At 58.9% G+C, this 20,592-nt stretch carries 12 protein-coding genes; all 12 read right to left on the bottom strand.

The window, feature by feature from the left end:
* Positions 1-247: 247 nt before the first annotated feature.
* Positions 248-3,655 carry a DEAD/DEAH box helicase gene (locus tag FKV24_RS02290; protein WP_170288180.1) on the bottom strand — a complete coding sequence of 1,136 codons (3,408 nt, stop codon included), beginning with the start codon at positions 3,653-3,655 and terminating at the stop codon, positions 248-250.
* A gap of 186 nt (positions 3,656-3,841) precedes the next feature.
* Entirely contained in the window at positions 3,842-5,248 is a 1,407-nt protein-coding gene (locus FKV24_RS02285; RefSeq protein ID WP_141481053.1) for a hypothetical protein, read from the bottom strand.
* Between the two features lie 250 nt (positions 5,249-5,498).
* Positions 5,499-5,960 carry a plasmid mobilization relaxosome protein MobC gene (gene mobC / locus FKV24_RS02280; RefSeq protein WP_141481052.1) on the bottom strand — a complete coding sequence of 154 codons (462 nt, stop codon included), beginning with the start codon at positions 5,958-5,960 and terminating at the stop codon, positions 5,499-5,501.
* 1,282 nt (positions 5,961-7,242) lie between these two features.
* Complete coding sequence (locus FKV24_RS02275) at positions 7,243-8,334, bottom strand: TrbL/VirB6 family protein (RefSeq protein WP_249040876.1); 1,092 nt, start codon at positions 8,332-8,334, stop codon at positions 7,243-7,245.
* 3 nt (positions 8,335-8,337) lie between these two features.
* Positions 8,338-8,592, bottom strand: coding sequence for an EexN family lipoprotein (locus FKV24_RS02270; protein WP_141481051.1), 255 nt, complete (start codon positions 8,590-8,592; stop codon positions 8,338-8,340).
* Positions 8,593-8,594: 2 nt separating this feature from the next.
* Positions 8,595-8,897, bottom strand: a complete 303-nt coding sequence (locus FKV24_RS02265; protein WP_141481050.1) for a hypothetical protein — start codon at positions 8,895-8,897, stop codon at positions 8,595-8,597.
* Between the two features lie 141 nt (positions 8,898-9,038).
* Complete coding sequence (gene virB5, locus FKV24_RS02260) at positions 9,039-9,755, bottom strand: P-type DNA transfer protein VirB5 (protein WP_249040875.1); 717 nt, start codon at positions 9,753-9,755, stop codon at positions 9,039-9,041.
* A 527-nt stretch (positions 9,756-10,282) separates the two neighbouring features.
* The gene (locus FKV24_RS02250) at positions 10,283-10,636 is read right to left on the bottom strand and encodes a hypothetical protein (RefSeq protein WP_141481047.1); all 354 of its coding nucleotides are present in this window, start codon (positions 10,634-10,636) and stop codon (positions 10,283-10,285) included.
* A 530-nt stretch (positions 10,637-11,166) separates the two neighbouring features.
* The gene (locus tag FKV24_RS02245) at positions 11,167-11,406 is read right to left on the bottom strand and encodes a plasmid-related protein (protein ID WP_141481046.1); all 240 of its coding nucleotides are present in this window, start codon (positions 11,404-11,406) and stop codon (positions 11,167-11,169) included.
* 623 nt (positions 11,407-12,029) lie between these two features.
* Positions 12,030-13,976 carry a tetratricopeptide repeat protein gene (locus tag FKV24_RS02240; protein WP_141481045.1) on the bottom strand — a complete coding sequence of 649 codons (1,947 nt, stop codon included), beginning with the start codon at positions 13,974-13,976 and terminating at the stop codon, positions 12,030-12,032.
* A 300-nt stretch (positions 13,977-14,276) separates the two neighbouring features.
* Positions 14,277-17,786: a DUF4020 domain-containing protein gene (locus FKV24_RS02235; protein WP_141481044.1), complete on the bottom strand. Its 3,510-nt coding sequence runs from the start codon at positions 17,784-17,786 to the stop codon at positions 14,277-14,279.
* Between the two features lie 370 nt (positions 17,787-18,156).
* The coding region (locus FKV24_RS19105; RefSeq protein ID WP_170288179.1) for an XVIPCD domain-containing protein at positions 18,157-20,592 on the bottom strand (2,436 nt) is incomplete at its 5' end.

Raw genomic sequence — 20,592 nt, 5'->3', positions numbered from 1 at the left:
GGGCATGTTTATGCAGGTTCATCCGGGGCTCCTGGGGTGCTGTTTGGGTCGCACCTACAGAATTCCGGGATCGCCCCGGATGAACAACCTACTGAGAGATCACATCTAGGCCCTCTCTGAGCATTGCAGACCTACTGACGAAGACCCATGGCGTAGAGAATACCCCCTAGCCAAGCCCGGGCGACTGATCAGTAGCCTGGGCCGTACCTCACCTCTACTCCCAACGGTCAGGAAATCATCCCAGCCACTACGGCATACCAGAGTGGAGGTCGCCAAACACCCCGGCCTCTCGCCAAAGCTTGCGATTCCCCACGACATAAACGACTTCTTGCGCCCGAGTCAACGCGACATTGAGCAAGTTCGGTCGTCCGCCGGCCCAACCTCGCGCTCCGCGCTGATCCTGCTCTGGAGCTCCAAGCACGAAGATTACTGCCTCAGCCTCCCGGCCTTGAGCCGTATGAACAGTACCAACACGCTCTCTCACCCACTTCCCCGGATCTTCCGTCATGGACGCTAAAACTCCACTATCGAGCAGTAGTCGAGAAAGACTAGATTCGACCATTCGGAATGGCGAGATTATGTAGAGGTCGGGAGAAGCGCCAGCATCGGCCAGTTTTCGCAACAGCTCCAACACTACCTCACCCTCCTGCGCACACCACTTGTCATGGCCGGCGCCCTGAACATCTATCCATCGCGAGGGCCCCAGACAGTTCGCTATTTCCGATGGCTTAGGCTCCTTTGCATGAACCATCAAGTGCTGGTACGCCACAGCATTGGCAACTCCGAACATTGGATCCGCACAGCGCCGGTGCACAAGAAGCGGCACTCCAACCGTGCGACTACCTTGTCGGCCGAGGAACTCAGCCATGTACGATGTCGCTGCGTCAGCAAGCGTTTGAGCTGACGCCTCTGGCGCGTTGAAATGATCCGGATCGACTCCGAAGCGACGGCAGATTGTTTGGGTCAGAGATTCGGGGAGAGGAACCACAGGTTCAATCTGCACTGGATCGCCAACAACGATCGCCTTCCGGCACCGAAGTATGGCGCCGACAGCTGCTTGTGGTATTGCTTGCCCTGCCTCGTCGATCAGGAGCCACCCCAGCGACTCTGGCGGTAGAGCTCCTAGCATCCGTTCCACCGAGGCAAACGTGGTTGAGACTACAGGTACAACTAAGAACAACGTAGCCCATACCTCCTCTAGCAATGGCGCTTTCGCACCACCAAATGCACTACTTCCAGCCGTCCCCATAGCCTTCATTAGACCAGCCAGGTTGCTCCGAATGGGCTTGGCTGCCGCATCGATGAAGGCCTTATGCACCTCCATTGCCGCTGCAAACAGTTCATCCCTAGCTTGGTGCGCGACAGAATCACACCAGGGCACCGACTGATGTCGCACATCATGCGCACGCTCGAAATACTCGGAGTCCACAAGCCGATCTCCCAGGCGAGCCCTACCTTCATCTAGCGTGCTGCGCGCGGCACTAAAGGCCCTCTCACTCGCCTCAGCCTCGAGTGCAAGCTCTCGCGCGGCGGCCATGGCGACTCTGCACTCGCCCTCCAACCTAGCCACAACCCTCTTGCAGTCCACTCGACTAGCTGTTGCGATTTTCAGCACCTCCGCTAGCAGTTCTCGCTCAGCAATCCATCGCCTGGCAGCGACGGTGCGGAAAACCCTAGCCAGAAGCCACGGCCTTCTAGCGTCATGTGCAGTCAACTCCTCCTGAGCGCGCTTGACTGCTATATCTGCCGTAGCCTCTTCAGAGAGAGCCTCACGAAATCCGGCCTCCAGCTGCGCTACTCGCGTCGAAGCCGCATCGCGCCTAACGCGGGAAGAAGAAGCGGCAGCCGCAAGCTCCGGAAGGTTCTGTACCGAGTAGCGCACCTCCTCAAGGCTTGACAGGAGCTCGCTGACCCTCTCTGAGCGTTGCCGAAACACAGCACGGGCGACCTCCCATCGCTTCAGCGCCTCACTATGCGACGAGGGAGCGGACGCCTCTACGACGAGGCGCGGGCGACGACGTATCTTTGCGCCACCCTGCCCTACCTCTTCAATCCACTGCGGAGTACCGGCAGCCTCGGCCAAATACGTTGCCAAGCCTACTTCCTGATCCCACCAAAACTTCCTCGCAAAACGTGCACGATTACTGGCGTTCCCAAGAACGCCAGCGATCAGACCCCAAGCGGGCCTCTCTATGAGCTCTTCCGCAAGCGCCTTAAAATACGAAAGACCAGCATCACTAGCGACCGCACTCTGGGCTGGAAGCTCGGCGCTTATATTCTCCACAGCGCCATTGTTTGAGGAGGCTACTAGTATCTCGAAACCTTTAAGATCTCGATTAACTCCATACAAATTGGCGCTCTCACTCCCAAGTTTGAGTCGCTGCCCACTGTCAGAAAAGGCTCGAGCCGGATCGTCGAAGCTGCACATAGCCTCAGCGCGCCGGGTGACAAGTGCTGCCACAACGTCACGCAGTAGCGTGGTCTTGCCGGTGCCAGGTGGACCGTTGACGGCAACAACGCCAGATTCATCCCTTCCATCAAGCGCAAGGTTCACAGCCGCTTGCTGTAACAATACCAGCGGGTGGCGCCCTGGCCCGGGCCACCTTGCGGAAGGAATAGAAGAAGGGGCAACTGCATCCTCCAGCGCAGCTGAATCTCGTAGCAGGTCGCGACGGATTGGTGGCTTTTCCTGGCCGATGTAGAGCTGAAGCGCCCTTGGTGCATCACCTCGCGCAAAGCATGCTTGGGCGCGAGAGAGGTCCCCCAGATAGAAACTGTTCAGTAAGAGCGCATCTGGAGCCTTTCGCAGACGGAAGTCTTGAAACACCCGAATCGCAAATCGCGGAGGCCGAACGAAGGCTTCCGACAACCTTAGTTCACTTAACAGCCAATGGTATGCACCTTGAATGAGACCATGGTCAAGCGGCCGCTCTTTTCCATCACTTCCGCTTCGACGCAACTGCTTCGCTAAACCGTCCTGGAGTCGTTCAACAACTGAAGACCAGCCAGCAAGCTCCGAAAGATCGCTGGTTAGCGCCACAGGCAATCCCCACGCGAAGCTTGATACTACTACCGGATCATCTGGTACAAGCACGCCATTCTTGTCAACTATGACTGAAGCCAACACCGCCTCCGCCTTGACGCGGGGCCTCTCAGAACGGGAATCGACATACCGATCGAGCAAAGCAGCGAAGGCTCGGGCAGCATCGATCGTGCCGAGCACAACATGGTAAAATATTTTCTTGTCACGCCGCCCTCTATCGCCTATTTCCCAGGGCAAGCCTCGATTGAAGTCTGCTACTAGCGCTCGTTCTCGTTTGGAGGCTAGTTCGTGTGGACTTCCAAAGGTCTGAGGATTGAGCACCTCAAGCGCCGCCCAAGCACCCAGGATCTGAATGGGCACATTAGTCACAAGTGGCATCGGGGCTTCAACCCTATCTACTGATGGGTGTTGAACATACTCCTGGCCCTGAAGGACACACTGATCCTCAGCAGCTGCATGTTCTGTTGGCGTATCGCCACCAATACGTAAGCGAACACTTCGAACTTTAGCCTCTAGACGTCTGGCTCGTTCGGTCTGACGGTGTACTAACTCCTCGGCCAACACCTCTATAAAATCCTGCTCGGTTGAGCGCTCCTCAAATGCCTTCTCCAAGTCCGAAATGGACCAACTGAAAAATGGTCTATCCGAGTGATTCATCCTTGTCATTAACTGAACTACTCCTTGTAATCAACACTCATGATCGAACTTTTCTTGAAGCAGCAAGCACCCTCTATCTGCAAGGCTACGTGCTATAGAAGACTCTATACCCGCTATAGCCCGCAACACGCGATCCTGCCATTAGACAGGTGACTCCGAGTCGGAGCTACTCGACCGAGCACTCCAAAAATTCTGGCCTACACGGTCATCCATCTTCGGAACGACTAGTACTGCTTCTCGCAGACAGGCTCGAGCTAGGAATCCGCCCATCTCACGCTCAACAGCATGTCGATCCATTGGGTTGACGATACTCCCATGCAGGACCTGAGACCGTCCTCGTCCATAGACGCACTTCACGACCTGCCGCAGTGTCATGCCTGATCGATGCGATGGACTAGAACGAGTTACGACAGCTTCTGGGCTGACGCCAAGTAGTCCACATGCCATCTCCAGTATGGGGTGATATCCGTTCGCCCGAGCCAGAATATCCAGGCTACTAGCAAACTGCGTCGAGGCAATAGCATCATTGGGTTCACGCGCACCCTGACCAGCCCACATCAGAGCAGTGAACCACCTCCGGGCCGAATCAATATTGACCGCATCTGGATCAGAACTCTGCACAGCGTCAAGGACTTGACCGGCCGCCTCGACAAGGCCACCTCTTCGACCAAGAGCCTCAGCATTTTTTCTTGCACTGAATGGGCTGCGATGATCATGCTTTGGCGCACTCGGAACACTCAACGCAAAATCAAAAGCTGATACTTCGCCATAGCACTCTGGAGCGGAAGGCTGGTCACGCAATATCCAACGTCTGTGATACATCGGTGATTCGAATATGAGCGCAATAACATCAAGTGCGGCTTGCGCTAACAGGCGTGCCTGCTGACGCGAGATCTCGCCCTCCATCGGCGGCATGGTTACCACAACAACATGCGAGCAGTCGCCAACCGCATCGGCCAACATGCAAGCCGGATCAACATGCTGCTGCTCAAGTTCGCCCGAGAGGTACGCTTCAAAGCGCACTTTCCAGCCAGCCTCGGGCAGCTCTGGAGTGAAGAATGCAGCCCCCACCCTTGCGCTAAATTGCTGTCGTCTTAGCCACTGTGCTAACGGATAGATAGTGGCCGGCCCCACCTGTAAAGCCTGGCCACCTAGTTCTACAGACCATGCTGGGAACGAGTGAGTTATAGACCGTTTAGCAGCATCCAAAGAGACAGCAAGCATCTGGCGAATCCCTTCGAGCAACGCCGAATCACCACACACGAGCCGCCCGTCGCAGTAGCCATCTACCAAAGCCTTTCGCACAAGCCCGGAGAACTCTTCGACACGAATGACCCCATCCACCTTGAGTTCCTGGTGCAACAAACGACCGAGCCAATTCACGCACTCCAGAGCACGCGAACTGAACCAGATCTCTTTAGAGTTTTCCGCTCGGAGCATCGCTGGAAGCCTGCCATCGCGTGGCAACTGAGAAGCATCCAGCACTCCGTTTGGCTGTACGCGGGCAAACTCTTTCAGACACTCATCAACAGCATCTTGGGCTTTCATAGAAGTTAATGAACCTGCTCAATCTACTAGTGAGCTCTTCATACACTTTCCCAGCCCGCTCCGAGACAGATCTTCACAGGCTTTGCACTGTCACCCGAGCGGCAACTGACGGAAGAACTGCGCTTTTTCTAGTGGTCTTAGCCTGCACCCATTCTCGACCTCAGCTACACAATCAAGACTCGCAGACTGCTCCAGAACATCCAGAACACATGTCTTATCGGAACCTATATTCTCGCCCCCGGCTCCGCGCTCACTTCAGATTCCATCGCTCAAGGCTGGCACGAACAGCAGCCGTAACGACCTTAAAGTGCTTGTCGATTCGGTCGCTAAGCGCCTTTGCCTGCTCGACTGGGACGTGGACAGGCTTGCCCTCATTTGCACGTCTGGTGAGCTGGTTCAAGTTGCGGCCGACTCCGCGTAACTGGTAGTTCGATTCGGTGAGAGCCTCGACCTCACTTGTACCGAACTGAGGTTCCCCCGTCAGCCCCACCCGGATCGCATCCACAATCCAGCGTCGCATCGAGCACCGCTCAATGTTGGAACGCTCGCGGATCGCCGATTTCTCGGAACGAGTGAGGAGGATCTCAAACCTCTCCATCGCCTCGTCTTGGGGTGCTTCCTTCGTCTGCTGGAACTTTCGCGGCTCAGGCTTTTGCTCTGCCTGGGCTAGCTGTCGCTCAATAGCTTCTTTCAGCGCGGCGCCCGGCTTCATACCGCGCGCCTGACAGTACGCCGACCACCGGGATTTCAGCTCCGGTCCTAGATGCACGTTCAAACGCCTGCTCTGGCTCTCCAAGGTCAATTCCTCAAGCTGCGCGACGGACCGCTGTCACTGTCCTCCAGCCCTTGGGGGGCATACGCAATGGCAATGCCATTGCTCGGTTGTGCGAGGTGTGCGCACAACCTACCGGCGATTAGCCTATCCTGCAATAGCTCTCGCGCCTTGCATTTTTTCGTCATGACGAAGACTTTTCCGATCTGAACCGCCAACTGGCCCTTTCCCGGCTGCCCTTACGACCGGAGGTATCCGACCGCGACTTCGCGCTGAGATCGGGTAGCTCATGCAGGCCATCGCCCCGAGTTGCGGGGATGATGATGCGATCGAGCACCCATCCCTAGATGCCTTCTGCTGCCGTCGGGCAGAGGCACTAGTCTGTCGCCCCCCGTTCCTTCGTCATGACGAAATTTCTGGGAGCTAAGCAGTCGGGGTGGACAGGGCTCACAGCGTCTACAATCGCTTGCGGGACCGACCATGAACCTTGGACAGGTCCAAGGTTCATGCATCCCAGACTGGAATCGCGCTGAATCTGTCTTGCATAGCTGGCTTGGCGCGGTATCAGCGGGCCTGTACCGGCGCACTTCCTTGGACATGTCCAAGGTTTTGAAGGTCTCGGACTGATACACGCTGAATCTGTCTTGCCAGCTGGACACGGTGCGAGGGCTCCACCCGAGCTCGTTGCTTGGTCCAGGCTCCTTCGGCGCCTTACTGACTCCTTCGGAACCCTATACGTACCAAGGGTTCTGGCAGAAATTGTTCGCTGTGAGTCACAGCCGTAGCTGTCTCATCCGACCCAGTCAAAGGCGCATCCGATTTCTTGGACATGTCCAAGACTCAGATGACCTCGTGCCGACGTGCGCTGAATCTGTCTTGCCGGCCGTAGGCAGGGTCAAGGGCGGCACCGGAAGCCGCAGCTCGGCCGAAGGTCGGGACCGGGTGAGGGTGCCGGCGAAGCAAACCCTTGATGCTGGCGAAGGCTCCCAACCTTCACGCAGGGAGGCAGTGGGCTGTACCTGCTGCATCCCTGCCTCCCGGCGAGGGCAGGGTTTGGGGCAGCGCCCCGAGACTTACGCCCTCGATATAGAGAGACGTCGACGGGTGAAGCATCTCCTGTCGCTAAAGCCGGCCTCGCCCCAAAATCAGCAACGTGTCCCATTCCCGACAAAGCCGCTCCCTCAAAAAGGAAGGCCCCGCCGAAGCGGGGCCACCGTGAGAGTCAGCGCCCTCTGACGGTTCCACCTGTCCGTCGTTCTGGCAGGCCCCAGTTCTTGCCGAACTGCCCGAGCACGTGCCGAGCGTACCTTGGGTTCCATACGGCATTACCAGCTGCCAGGTGGTTCAGGCGACCCGCGGTTGTCATCATGCCCGACTCCAGATCTCGTCGGGTGGACGGCGCGTTGACTGCGCCGGCAGCGCTACTACTCAGGCCTACCGCCCGGGCAGCAACCGCCCCAAACGTGATTGCCGCAGACGACATGCCCCCTGCAAGACTGGCTGCCTTTTGATACACGACATACATCACCCACAGCATCACCATGGTGACAGCAATGAGTCTAAGTGCGTCGAAGAACGGACTGGCATCGAGGCTGTCGATGTCGATAGCGCCTACCATAGCGACAAAGATCTTCATCGCGAAGGCCAGCACGGCGGTTACAAGCGCGATCTGCAGAACCACTGTCATGACCTCTCCGAACCAGCGGTCGAAGAATGCCTTGGTCGCCGGCCACATGAGCATCATGATGAAGAATGGACCGATCCCAAGCAGAAGCTCCAGGAGTGTCTTGGAGGCCACGATCATTGCTCCCGCAGGAACCGCAATGATCAAGGTGGCCAACGCAATGATGACAGCGTTGAGATACTCCCCCACCATCATTCCTGTTTCGGTGACCCCTCTGTCCGCAGCACGGCTCCAAAGGTCTCCCGCCAGGTCCCATCCTCTGCCGATCGAGTCATCGAGCACCTGATAGACGGATGTTGGACTTTCTGCCGCGGAACCCGAGAAGGTCTGTGCAAGCCCCTCCTCGAGACCATGCCCTGTAGCCACAACCCACTCCATATAGTTCCCAGCCGAAAGTGCGAAGACGCCGATGAGGAGGAACTTCCCTGCCGAAAGCATCAATGTGGACAGGACTCCTTCGATTCGCCCCATGGCAATCAGCAATCCAATGCAAGCGTAGTACAGGCTTCCCATGACGACCGCCGTTGCCGTGATCCTGGCGATCACCTGAGGAACGGTGGACTGGACATAGGTATCCATCACAGCGGTTATCGACTCGCCGATGAACTGGAAGATCATGGGATCAGACATGTCCTAGTCCTCCGTGGTGATTGGCGATGGCAGCGGCGAGTACCCCCTTCGAGTGTTGGCCAAGGCATTCTCCGCCGCCTGCGCATTGATGCAGTTTGGCGACACCCCCGTCTCGCCAGCGTTGTTTCGGCATGCAGTCAAGGTGACTGCTCGCTCCTCTGCATGAGCCTTGAACCACTCAACAGAGCGCGCGGGCTCACCGTCACTACACGCGGCCACGGCCAGCACCAATCCAACAACTATGATCGCCTTATGCATAGTCAAAGCTCCCTGCGAATGCGGATGGGGCTGGTCACAACGGCTGAAACTTCTGCTGCCGTGATGATCTGCTGAGTCACGAGCCAGCGCAGTACGGCCTCCGGCATGCCGACCCGTGTCGCGTCGTCGAAACGACGACTGCCATTGACCATGGCGACGAGCATGCAGGCGCATGTCGAGAGAATGGCCATTATCTGTGGATGGGGTGCGCGCATCCCTGGCAGCGCAAGGCCGAACCAGTCCTGTCCGACCCAATGGAAAGCCAGCATAGCCAGGAAGATCGTCACAACGTCCAGGCTCAGCATGTGGCCATTCAGGCGAACGGCCGCATCGAAACGCGGCTTACCGTACCTGCGCACGGCGAGCCAGAATCGGACTGGAAAGCTGGAAACAGCTACGACAATCAACAGAAGACAGGCTAGGAATATCGAGCTCATATATCCCCCTCAGAGATCGACGCGAGGTAGCGGCGAGTATCCGCGTCTCGCGTTCAGTCTCGCGTTGAGTTCACGTTGGCGTTGTTCCAGCATTCGACCCTGTGCGTCAGCCATCATTTCGTAGAGCTGCAACTTGGTCTGCTCGTTGGCGATCATGGCCTGTTCGCTCGCGATGCGGCCCTGAAGCTCCGCGATGGCCTTCGGATCGGTGGTCTGGTTGATCTGGCCCATGAGTTGGCCGATCTGGTCGAGGCGCTTCTGTGCCGCCTCGTAGGCTCCCGACGCGAATGCCATGTCCTGCGACGACTTCGCCGCCGACGCCTCACACGTGCGCTTCTGCTCGGCGATCTTCACCGAGGCGCAAGCATCGAACACCTGGTTCTGGCGAAGGATGCCGGCCGCGGCGCCGGTCAGGCCCTCGTAACCGCCGTTCTTCACGGAGTCGTAGACGCCCTGCCAGTCCTGCGGCAGGTAGTCGCGAAGCTGCGGGTTGTTGAACACCTCGCCCAAGTTCCGACTGCCGGTCAGCGCGGTCGTCTGCTGCTCCAGCTGTTCGAGCTGGCTCTTGAGCTGGGTGATCTGCTCGACATACTTCGCGAGGTTCTCGGCGTGCTCCGCCGCACGGGTGGTAATGCTTGCAGTATCCGTCACAGGAATCTGCGCATTGGCCATACTGCTTCGCCCCGCGACGGTCAGCACGACCATCACCACGACGATCTTGATCATTCTCATATCAGTCACTCCTTGGGTAAACTAAGGAGGGACGAGGCCGCTATATTCCGGCTGTCACGAAGGGCTTAGCTTCGGTCGCCGCGTCGGCTAAGCCGACGGTAGGCAGGCATCAGGCTAGTCCTGTTCCTAGCAGTCAGAGCCTTCTTTTCAGCTCGGCACCCGGCACGCGATCGCATTCTTGGGGCAACTCGTCCCGCAGATGAAGGGGTATCGATGCGACGCCCCTCCAGATGGAACACAACTCAGCGAACCTACTTTCTCACCAACTTGACCTGTCAATGATCAGGTTTCGATCTATGTACGGAATGTCGGCAACCGCGTCCAGAGCCTGATCAACGGTCCTGAACCATAGTTGATGACCACGGTCAGTCAGTACCCGACATGGTCCGTCAGCTTCGCAAACCCAGAGGGAATATCCCTTTTTACGATCAGCCTTCAGAACCAGTTGGACATCCCCGACCCTTTCACAGTTGTCGCTGTATCGTTCCAGGTCACGAAATCTCAGCGACCGACTACGCCTCTTAATGACCACCGCTGCTCGATCTACCTTTAAGCAGGGTTTCGATGCTCTCCAGGTGTGAGCGCACTTGCTCGGGAGCGGCGACTCTCTTCGCCTCCTGCTTCTTGCCTGCCTCCAAACGATGGCGGATACGCCTATCGGCAACTGCGATTCCGGCGCTTGGCTCGAACTCCCCTCTCTTGCAACGCACGACCACCGCCCTGAACCACCTACTCGGGCTGGTCTTGATGCTGTTCGTCTCAAGAGCCCCCGCAAGTTCATCGAGCAGTTGCTGAGCAACCTGCGTGTCGCAGCCCGCCAGCAGCCCCTCTATCGCGCCCCTCTCCTGATCCGACAGCTGGGGCCAATGCAGCATGGAAAAGCCTCCCTCTTGACCCTGGTCAGGCGCGGTAGATTCTACTGACCTCTCGTCGAGCCGTCTTGCGGTTGTAGTTGTTCTCTTACTGGTATTACTCCTACTGGTAGCTTTCTCTGTTGGTTTATCCCCACCTTCACCACCCGATGGCCTGCCATCAGACGGCCTGCCACCCCTTGGTTCACCACCCCCTGCTTTCTGGGGGGCTGGTGATGTGGGGGTGTCCGTGACCGTGTGATCCCAGCCGAATTTGCCACTACTCTCGCGGAAGCGCTTCTGGTGGAAGTAGCCCACCTCCTCCATCTCCTTTCGAGCCTTCACCCATTGCTGATCGCTCAGCCGAAAGGTTCTGCGGATACTCCAGACGCGCAGGTCATAGTCCGGGCTACGTCCAAGCATCCACGCGAGCAAGACCCTTGCCCGCCAGCTCAGTCTACTGTCGGTAAGAATGTCGTCCGGCACTGAGGTATAGGCACGGCGCTTCAGCCTGATTGGATGATTTGCGCCGCTGTATTCCGACTGCCCCCTCATCAGGAGGTGGCTCCCTTCGAAACCTCCGCGTCCAGGGCAAGCGCGTCCTTCACCTGTAGGGTGCGGAAGTACACTCGACGACCAACCCGCAGCATCGTTGGCTTCAGCTTCCGGGACACATCGGAATCCGAATAGAGCGCCACACGGACACCGTCCGGCGACCGACCGAGCAGCCCAGCGAGATCCACCAAACTCATCAACGGCCCATAGCGTTGCAACAAGTACTCTTCCGTAGTCATCCCATCACCATCTCTGTGTTACTTGATGATGGAGTCTCTGCGGCCAAACTACTTTAGGCAAACAACTGATTGATTATATTGGTTTTCCAATCTGGTATAGATTGCTCTTCCGATAAGGAAAAAATCCTGTCGATTCAAGGGCAACCAGAATCTAAACCCTGCATGAACGCAGACAAGAAGAGGATGGGAGATCTACGGCCGTAGGCCGAACACCAATCAACCTGAGAGCGCACCTCACATGGGTTTGCTCTGCCGATCAGGGATAGCGCGCAGTACCGCGCGGGCTCTAGATGCTTTGGAGCTAGTTACTTTTGCTTCTTCACGAGCGGACGCTGGATCCGTTTGACAAACATAGCCCCCATCTACTGATGAGCGACGGGCGAACTCTGCTGCACAGCCATGCATTTGTGAATGACGGTGGCATCGTCGCCCCCACTAGAGCTGCAGTTGCTAATGAATGCGATTGCAGTGTATCCATAGCTTCTGCTACTTCGACCTGCGTGACTCTGGAGTTGCATAGTCGCAAAGGTGGAACTGCGGCACCCAATGCTGATGCTTGGCGCGATTCCTGATTTCGGGCTGACAGTTCATAAGCAGCGGTGACCCGGCAGTCCTCAGCACTTCTAGCTGAGAGCGAAGGGAATATCGCGCCGGATTCGGTCCGCCAGCTCGTGATCCGGGAATCTGTCCACGGCTTCCTTCCAGACCCGACTCGCTTCCAGCAAATCCCCAGCATTCCAATGTACGCCCCCCATGTTGAACCAGGCCAGCGCGTAATCGGGGTTCAATGCAATGGCCTTCATGTATGCGTCGATCGACTCCGACACGCGACCCAACTTTTCGTATGCAATCGCGACCTGGAACCAACTCATGTCATCTTGCTGGATCTCCTCGGCCTGAGTCCGCAAGATCGGCAAGCTCTCGTCGGCTCGACCGAGGAAGTTCAGCGCCGTGCCGAGGCAGTAGCCATAGTGCCCCCCCGCGAGATTGTATGCAGACCGAAAGCAGCGTTCGGCCTCGTCCCAGTTTTTGTCATCCTGGGCCCAATGGCCCAGACGGTCCCAGAGGTAGGCTGCCGCATCACCATGCACGTGTTGGATTCCTGCATCGAATTCGGCCTTGAACAGCTGGTAGGTCAAATCCAAACCTTGTCCTTCAGAACGCAAGTACAGCTTGTTGGCCAGCCGTTCGCGCAAGCCGCTGGGGCAGTCCGGATGCGCCTTCAGGTAACGGTCCCAGAAAAGAAGGCTCAGCCTTGCACTCTCCGGCGATATGCGCCCGAAGCTTGCGACTTGCCGCGCGCACCAAGGCCATATCCAGGCCTCGTCTTCGGCATCACCCAATAGCATACCAACCTCACGGAATGCAGATTTTCCGTCGCCGAGATTGAACAGAGCATTGATTCTCCAACCCGAGACCGAGGCACGCTTGCTGTACGCACGGCCGGAGAAAATGACTTGGTCGAAATGTTCGAGCGCCTTTCTGTACTCTCCCACCTTGAGGCAGTGAAGCCCCAACGCCAGGTGCGCTTCCGGGAGCTGGGCGTTGTAGCGCAACGCCTCGCGAAAGCACTCGACGGCCTCCTCCTGATTTCCCAGCTTTTCATGGCTGGAGCCGAGGTTCTTGTAGCATTCTGCCAGCGGCTGGGAGCCCCCCTCGCCAATCAAGTGACTGAGAGCGGTCTCGTATGCATGGATAGCCTCCTCGTCACGCCCCAGCGCTGTCAGCCCATTGCCAATCGAGTAATAGAGACTGCCAGGCATGTAGAGGCCGGCGACGATCTTGGAAGTGAGGTGCGTGATGCCTTCGGCAACGCGGTCTGCATCTCCAACCTGCCCGCACATGCTGAGGTTGATCTCGGCCATGTAGCAGAACGTCATCGCGGCATGTTCGGGGCCTAGGGCCGATGCGAACTTCTCGAAGTTTGCGCTTATTATTCTGTCCGCGCCATTTTCGTAGAGGTCTGAAAGCATCTCTGCCGCTTGCGCTTGATCCTCAGGTACGTGCAGGTACGGGAGGGCGGTCTTCACGATATGCGGCAGATCACTGGGTCGAGCCGTCGCCTGCATGAAGCGGAGGTTGCGCGACGCCGCCGCGCTGGATCTGGCCAACGCGGCCAAGGATCTCAGACGCTCTCCGGTGAGAGGCTCGGTGAAAGTGACTGTAACCGTTTGCTGCTGGGACCAGTTCTGACCATCGTGTTCGTACTTGCGTACCACCGCGTCGGCGGAACAGAACAGTAGCTTGTCGCTCGAAACGTGGTAGCAGACGAAAAGCGAATGCGGCTGCATCAGCAGGTAATTAAGGTTTGATCGCCGAACCTCGACGCTGATCGATCCATCCGCGTTCGCTGCCCGATCCGTTCCCTTCAACTGAATGTAAATCCTGACGTTGGTCGCGCTCTCGCGATCGACAACCTCGATCTGGCAATCGGTGCCGTAGTCTTTGCGATCAGTCGCTTGCAGGACAAAATCTTCAGAATCGGAAAGCAGATTGTGGAAATCAGCCTCGGCCTTTTCTTCCGTCACATGGCTACCGTGACGCTTTGGCAGATCATCGAGATGATCCATCTTCCATACTCGGGGTGCCGGATGCCTAAGCATGACACTTTTGCTCATCATTTTCATTAGCTGCAACAGCCGCGACTCGCCTCGGTGCCGCCTAGAACTTCGATGAGCACGTGAAGGGGGCAACCTGCCTAACGACGCATGTTTCTATATTTAATATGCCAGAGAAGTATAGGTACGCGGCCAGCTACGGCTAGAACCGGTCACCGACACGACCGTAGGCAAACAGGGACGATCAAGGAATCCCTGTCCTGGGATCGACCATACGCCTGGAGAGCTCAGCCGGTCGGGTGCACGAGGACGTCAACGAGCGCCCGCACGTACCAATGCTTCTTGGAGACGGAGTCGAATGGGATCCGGCAGCGCGTCGAGTCGCGCTGCCACCTCAGTGAGATACGCAAGTTCGTACTCTGCCACGCCGTCGGACAGATAGATCAGCAACTGTGCCGTAGCTTCCTTGAAACGAGTGACCAGATCGCTGGTGCGCAACTCGAACAGGACATGATTATGTTCCGCGGGCAGAGCCGGCATGCGAGTCGCTAGCTGCACCCCCGCTGGAAAGTGCGCGCCTAGATGGGGAAGCCACTCAATCATTTCCCGGCACTCCCCCGGCGCAAGCGGCGCGAGCACGCCTTGGAGCCGATCCTGCCAGTAGCGAGAGAGCCAACCCTCCCAGACCTTGTCGATTCCCGAGGGTTCCAGTTGCCGTAGCATGTGCTCGATCTGCGACGCGAACGTGGTTCGATCTTCCTCCGCGCCGTGCTGGAAGAGGTTGGGGAGCAGTTGCTGCAGCGGGTCGTCGACATGGAAGACACACAAGGCCGCATAGAACTCTATCAGCCGCTTGCGATGTTCCGGTAGCTCCGCAGGAGCTCGTGCCACGGCCGTCAGGAAAGCGGGCAACAATGCATCAACCAGCGGCGGATACAGTCGCCCCCACGCGAGAAAGCCATGCCACGCTTGTGCGAAAATCCGCGAATCCGCGTCCTGGAACAGAGGTATCAAGTGCTCCCGCACCCACGCCTCGTCGAGCCGAAATAGGAAGGCAGCTTGGCTCGCCAACAGGGAACGCGCATGAGCTCCTTTCGACGCCGGATCGTTGATGGCTTCGGTAAATCGCTCGCGGTAATAGGCAGGCATCGCCCAATCCGCGCCCTCTTTGTTCTTCAGTGTGAGCGAGAGTGCGGCGAGCCAATACTCGACCAACACGCCACTTGGCCGGTTGATGGCCCGCGTCAGCCAGTCGTTGTCGAAGTCGACATCGTCGTAGGAGTCCAAGACGACCCACAGGTGCTCCGCGATCGGGGCTGCGATGGCCAGAAACTCAGAGGCGAATGGCTTGTCGCCGTCTTTGACAAGCCGTAGCAGGACATCTGCGATGTCCCGGGCATGCTCGGTATGCAGATCATTGCGGCCTACCGCTTCAAGCAGGCGACGCCATTGTGCGCTGTCCAGTTCTGCGTCCTGGAATCCTCGCAGCGTCGCCGACCACAAGTCGGATGACCACAGCGCCCGCTGCTCCAGCTCGGCGACCAGTTGGAAGCCCCAGTCGGGGACCGACTTAGCCGCGTCCCGCACGGCCGACAGCAGCCCCTCGCGACTGGGACCGTCGAAGTCGGTACCTCTAAATTCCAGGAGAGCGTCAAGCTGCTCCCTCGGTGGCTGCGCAATCAATTGTTCGGTCGGCCAGGGGCTCTCTGATCCGACCCACCCCGCCGAGCCCATCCAGTGCGTGAGGTCTGGATGCTCGGAGACGACCCACTGCGGAAAACGCGCACGAACTGGCACCAGAGCGGCCTCTGCTTGCGCACAGTCGGGCTTCGCCGCCAACAGCCACGACAACCAATCGAACTGGAAGCGCTGAGTGCGTGCTTCGTCCAACCGGTTGTCGGTGTCCTCAAAGGTGATGGCCACGATGGCGTCGATCAAGGCCTGACGCGCTACGTCCGTAGCGCCCGGATAGCTAAGCGCCGCCAAGCGATGCACCTCATGATGCTCGGCAAGCGAATCAAGTCCAACATGCGACCGAACCCACGAGAGCCGTTCGTCCGCCGACTTGCTAGAATGCGACGCCACGGCGTGCACCGCCAATCGCCGAAGCAGGGGAAGCCTCGAGCTCGACAGGCACTCAATCTGTGCGTCAAGTTGCCCGGGGTGGTTTTCCCCGAGCCACTCCATGGCATCACGCGCGGCATCGATGAGCACGTCTGACGCCTCGGTGTAGCGATCCTGTTCGTGAGGTTCTATCGCGGATCGTCGATAGCTCATCGAGTCCCACTCGTCCCGCGCACCCGACCACGCTGTCAAGTCCGCGTGCATGCGCTCGAATCGATAGATCAGCCCAGACAGCAACGGCTGGGCTAGCTCGGAAAGATGGGGCTTTATCTGATTCTCGTAGACCTCGTTCAATGTCCAGCGGTCTGTTTGTAGCGAGCATTCAGCCGTTAGCCGAAAACGCTCTTCGTCGTCCTCGCTTTCCCGCCAGCCATAGCCGCGCTTGACCTCAAACTTGTGAATGCACATCTGCAAAAAGAGTGAAAGCGCGTCGTCAACCAGGCCAAGCGACTCACAACGTTCTGCAAGCCACATCAACACGTGGCGATCTGCCCTTTCTGGCGCGCTCTCAAGCAGCAGCCGGATCCACCGTCGCAGCGTGGCAGCTTCGATCGGCTTGCCCTTCTCCAGTCCCAGCTCTCGACCCACGGCACACCACAGAACGGGATTGAGCTTGAGGCCATGGCCCGCGATGAGATCAAAGCATTCGTCGAAGTGCTCAATCGCATAATGCTTGGCGAGCCAGAGCGCCACCTGGACTTCGCGCTCGCGCAGCTCGCCAGGCCGAAACAACGCCTCCAACTGCTTCCTGCCATCCAGCCACTTAGGCCAAGAGACATCGCGCGCCACGTCAGTGAACAAGCGACAGGTCGAAACGTCTCTCAGCGCTTGCTCGATCTCACCAACCAATTCGGGGTCTACTGGGGGCGCTCGCCCAACCAGCTCCAGCATCCGTGACTGCCAGTCAAGCGCCCCACGCGCGCCCCGTTCGGCAAGCTTCGCCACGCCGTGGTAGAGCTCTCGAAATGCCTCAGCGCCTTCGCCCTTGACGAACCGAATGGGTTGGATTCCGAGAAGATTCCACTGCCCGTCAGTTTCTGTGAGTGCATATCGCTCTGCCGAACCGTCGGCCGGCAGCGCTCTAGCCAGGTAGTTCATAACGACGTCGTCGTGGCTATAGCCGACGAACAGAACGGTATGGGTGCGAAAGACGTCTAGCAGGAAGCGGCGGGCCCATCCCTCGGTCAGGTATGCCCGGCCAAAATCGGCATCGGTGAGTACGACACTGGATGCATGCGGCAGAGCACCGTGCACATGCACGATGCCGTGGAAGTCGTAACCCAAGGGAAGCGCGGGGGCTCGGTAGGCTTCCGGCGAGCTGCCGTAGACTTCCTGCGCCGCCGTCTCAAAATGGAGATCGAAGTTCGTGGTGACCAGCTTGATGCGATCAGCTGCACCGAACAGTCTGATCAGATCGCGGTGCAGGTCATTGGGAGCACTTCCTTCTGGCGAAAGCAGTTCCACGGCGCGCTGGTGAACGGCGACTCCCCGGTGCTGTAGCACGCCAAGGAACCGATCGAGAGGAAGGTCTGGCGCAAGTCCGGTGTTGCGAGCGATCTTCTCGGCGAGCCTCCAGAAGCTGTCCAGATTCGACGGCGGGCCCATCGAGACGCCAGCACCCGCGAAGACCACGAGCTTGCTGTCCGTGATGGCATCAAGGATCCGATCGTCAAAATCGAGGTTTCCCAGTCGCAGCATGCTTCTCTCTCTATGCTTAGTGGGTTCCGGACAAAACCCTTGCTCAGCATAAATCAGGCAACTCGCGCTGGGTTCGAAGCGGCAAGCAGTGCCCGGGTAGGTCCCGTCGCCTTGTACGGGACAAGTGTCCGCATTAGGTTGGGAGCAGCCGCTTGGAATGCCAACCAAGTTCCTGCTACCCCATAATAGAGATTATCAGCAACCAAGTTCAGGCAATGCCCGTCCCAAGCATTACCTCCGATAACTCTGTTCGCCGCCTTCATGCGCCAAGCGGGCACCGGCAATCACATTGCCACGTTCTCTGGAGACAGTGCTATTGCACTAATCCGCACTGATTTTAATCAGTTGGCTCCTGGGGCGTCATAAGAACTCACCCCATCTGCATCACCTGCCCCTGCTGCTCCCTTTGCTCCCTTTGCTGAGCCTCCAGGGTCTGCTGCTGAGCCAGTTGCTGGGTCAGGCTATTATTCTGATCGAGACTCTCGTGCATCGACGGTGCTTGTCCGGACAGGTCGACGTTCGCCCGGAATCGGGCTGTCGAGTTGCTGACCACTGACAGCTGGTCGCCGCGGATCTCCACCGCGCCGAGTCGCTCCGGGCGGTCGATGCCGGCGGTGTCGCGGGCCTGCACCATCGCCTGCAGCACGCGGTCGTCACCGATTTGCGCCGGCACCCGGTCGCGGATGCGGTCGAACAGGGCCCGGTCGTTGCCGGACAGCTGCTGCAGGACCTGCATATGTTCCTGGGTGCGCTCGGCCGCTGCCTCCTGGCTGACATAATGCGGCGAGCGGGCAGCTGACCAGTCGCGGCTGTGCTCCTCCACGGAACAGCCAAGGGCATGCTGGGTGTCCAGTACGACACGCCTCTCGGGGGCGTCGTAGGCGCCGCGCTCGATGATGTCGAGCTGGCCGCCGACACCCTGCTTCAACTGGATGCTGGCCAGGCGAAGGCCCTCCGTTTCGGCCCGGGTCGCCACCGCAGCGGCCAGTTGCTCGCTGTGCGGGCCGGCCGGGATCTTGTTGGCGAACTCCATCCGGTAGACGGCGTCCTGGGCCAGCAGGAAATTGCTGTGGCCAGGGTGGGCAGGGTCCTTGAGGCTGTCCGGGAGCTGCAGGCCTGGCACCGGCATGGACTCTTCCAGCAGGGACTGACGATTCGGACGTTCTGCCTTTGGCAGCCATGGCTCGACCTTCGGTTCGCCCTTGATAAGGCCGGTGGCGGGATCTTGTTCGAGGTTGATGCGAGACCAGTAGGTGTCGACCTGCATACGCCCCTTGGCATCCACCGTCTCTTCACGAATCCGCTCTGCTGTCGGCCTTGCTGCCTCCTCCCACATGTTCTTGGGATCCCAATGGGTGCCTGGTGCAGCTTCAGCCGCCAACTCGATTCTTCGACTGACCAATGGCTGTGGATCTGGCCCTTGCCCTTTGGCAATACCCTTGACCGAAGCCTTGACCTCGAAGATCTCCCACTTGTTGCTGTCCGGGTTGATCGCCACCAGGTCGTTGCCGTGGCCTGAGTTGTTTTGGATAGGGACGATGTCGCGATAGCCCTTCTTGGCTAGATCATGGGCCATGATTGCTTCGCCGATCTCGCCTGTTTCCGGGCGTCCAAGCTTGGCAAGCTCCCGGCCGCCAACCGACGCAGTCAGCGCGTGGTCGAACGGAACGTTCTTGAAGTCGTCGACGTTCTGACGGGCTAGATAGCCCAGCTCGCGAGGGCGCAGTGCGCCGCTTTTCAGCAGTTCGTCGACGTGCCCGGTCTGGCGTAGGCCGTCGACCAGGTCGCGCAACTCGCCCTGGCTGCGGCGGACGCCGGCCAGGCCATCGAACATCAGGTCGGCGCTTTCGGCCGCAACGCCTCCCCTGGCCTGCGCGCGACGGAAGTCATCGCCGACCTCGGTGAGGACATCCACCCCTTCCCTGGTCAGCTTGCGGCCTACGCCACCGGTTTGCAGTGGAACGCCGTCGTCCACCATGTCCGCCGCCTTGGCGACCTTGGCCAGCTTCGGCAGCTTGCTGACCGGCACCAGCGTGGCGAGGATTTCTACACCCGCAGCGCCCTCGGCCTGTCCCATGTACTCGGCGGCTTTGCCTTCGCGCTCGGCCTGGTCCAGGCCTTGTTTCCACTCGTCCCACGCGCCCTTGGCGATACGGGTCACGTCGTCCACCGGCTTGCTGGGGTCATCCCAGGCTTCGGCGGCGTACATGCCGGCCGCACCGATGATCATGTTGCGGAAGTCGCGATCGTGCGAGAACCGCACGGTGAAGGTCGCCAGATCGACGGTGTCGCCCAGCGTTTGCAGGCCGTGTCCGGCCGCTCCCTTCACCATGCCATAGCCTTCCTGCGCCTTTTCGGCGGCTCCGCCGGCCACATGGCCAGCAGATCGTTGCAGGTAGCTGTTTTCCGGGTTGTCGCGGATCTGCTCGGCCCAGCGACGGGCCTGTGCCAAGCTGTCGCTGATCGAGGCGTCGGTGCGATCCAGCACCTGCCTGCCCGCGTCCAAGGCGTCGCCGGCGGCTTCGGTCAGCAGCTCCCAGTTCCGTTCCAACCGGGAATCGGTCAGGTTGTTCGCGTCCAGCGCCTGCGCCAAGCGCTCTGCATCCTGCGGCGGCAACTGTCGGCCCAGCGCCTGCAGCATCGGCTCCAGCTGATCGCGTCCGTCCGGACGCCCCATCGCCGGCGAGTCGGCCAGCGACTGCGCCAGGGCGGGCGCGTCCAGACCGTCGATGCTCTGATGCTGCTGGATCAGCAATTGGGCCTGGAAGGCCGTCAGGTCGACATTACCCTGGGCATCCGTTGCGAC

This window comes from Marilutibacter maris (genome assembly GCF_006546735.2).
Lineage (GTDB): Bacteria > Pseudomonadota > Gammaproteobacteria > Xanthomonadales > Xanthomonadaceae > Marilutibacter > Marilutibacter maris.
Note: the sequence above shows the minus strand (reverse complement) of the source record. Positions and strands in the feature narration are given on the sequence as shown.

Coding starts and splice junctions, on each gene's coding strand:
- FKV24_RS02285 (WP_141481053.1), bottom strand. CDS start 5,248: ATGAAAGCCCAAGATGCTGTTGATGAGTGTCTGAAAGAGTTTGCCCGC.
- FKV24_RS02275 (WP_249040876.1), bottom strand. CDS start 8,334: ATGTCTGATCCCATGATCTTCCAGTTCATCGGCGAGTCGATAACCGCT.
- FKV24_RS02240 (WP_141481045.1), bottom strand. CDS start 13,976: ATGGATCATCTCGATGATCTGCCAAAGCGTCACGGTAGCCATGTGACG.
- virB5 (WP_249040875.1), bottom strand. CDS start 9,755: ATGATCAAGATCGTCGTGGTGATGGTCGTGCTGACCGTCGCGGGGCGA.
- FKV24_RS02245 (WP_141481046.1), bottom strand. CDS start 11,406: ATGACTACGGAAGAGTACTTGTTGCAACGCTATGGGCCGTTGATGAGT.
- FKV24_RS02265 (WP_141481050.1), bottom strand. CDS start 8,897: ATGCTGAGCCTGGACGTTGTGACGATCTTCCTGGCTATGCTGGCTTTC.
- FKV24_RS02250 (WP_141481047.1), bottom strand. CDS start 10,636: ATGCTGCATTGGCCCCAGCTGTCGGATCAGGAGAGGGGCGCGATAGAG.
- FKV24_RS02270 (WP_141481051.1), bottom strand. CDS start 8,592: ATGCATAAGGCGATCATAGTTGTTGGATTGGTGCTGGCCGTGGCCGCG.
- FKV24_RS02235 (WP_141481044.1), bottom strand. CDS start 17,786: ATGCTGCGACTGGGAAACCTCGATTTTGACGATCGGATCCTTGATGCC.
- mobC (WP_141481052.1), bottom strand. CDS start 5,960: ATGAAGCCGGGCGCCGCGCTGAAAGAAGCTATTGAGCGACAGCTAGCC.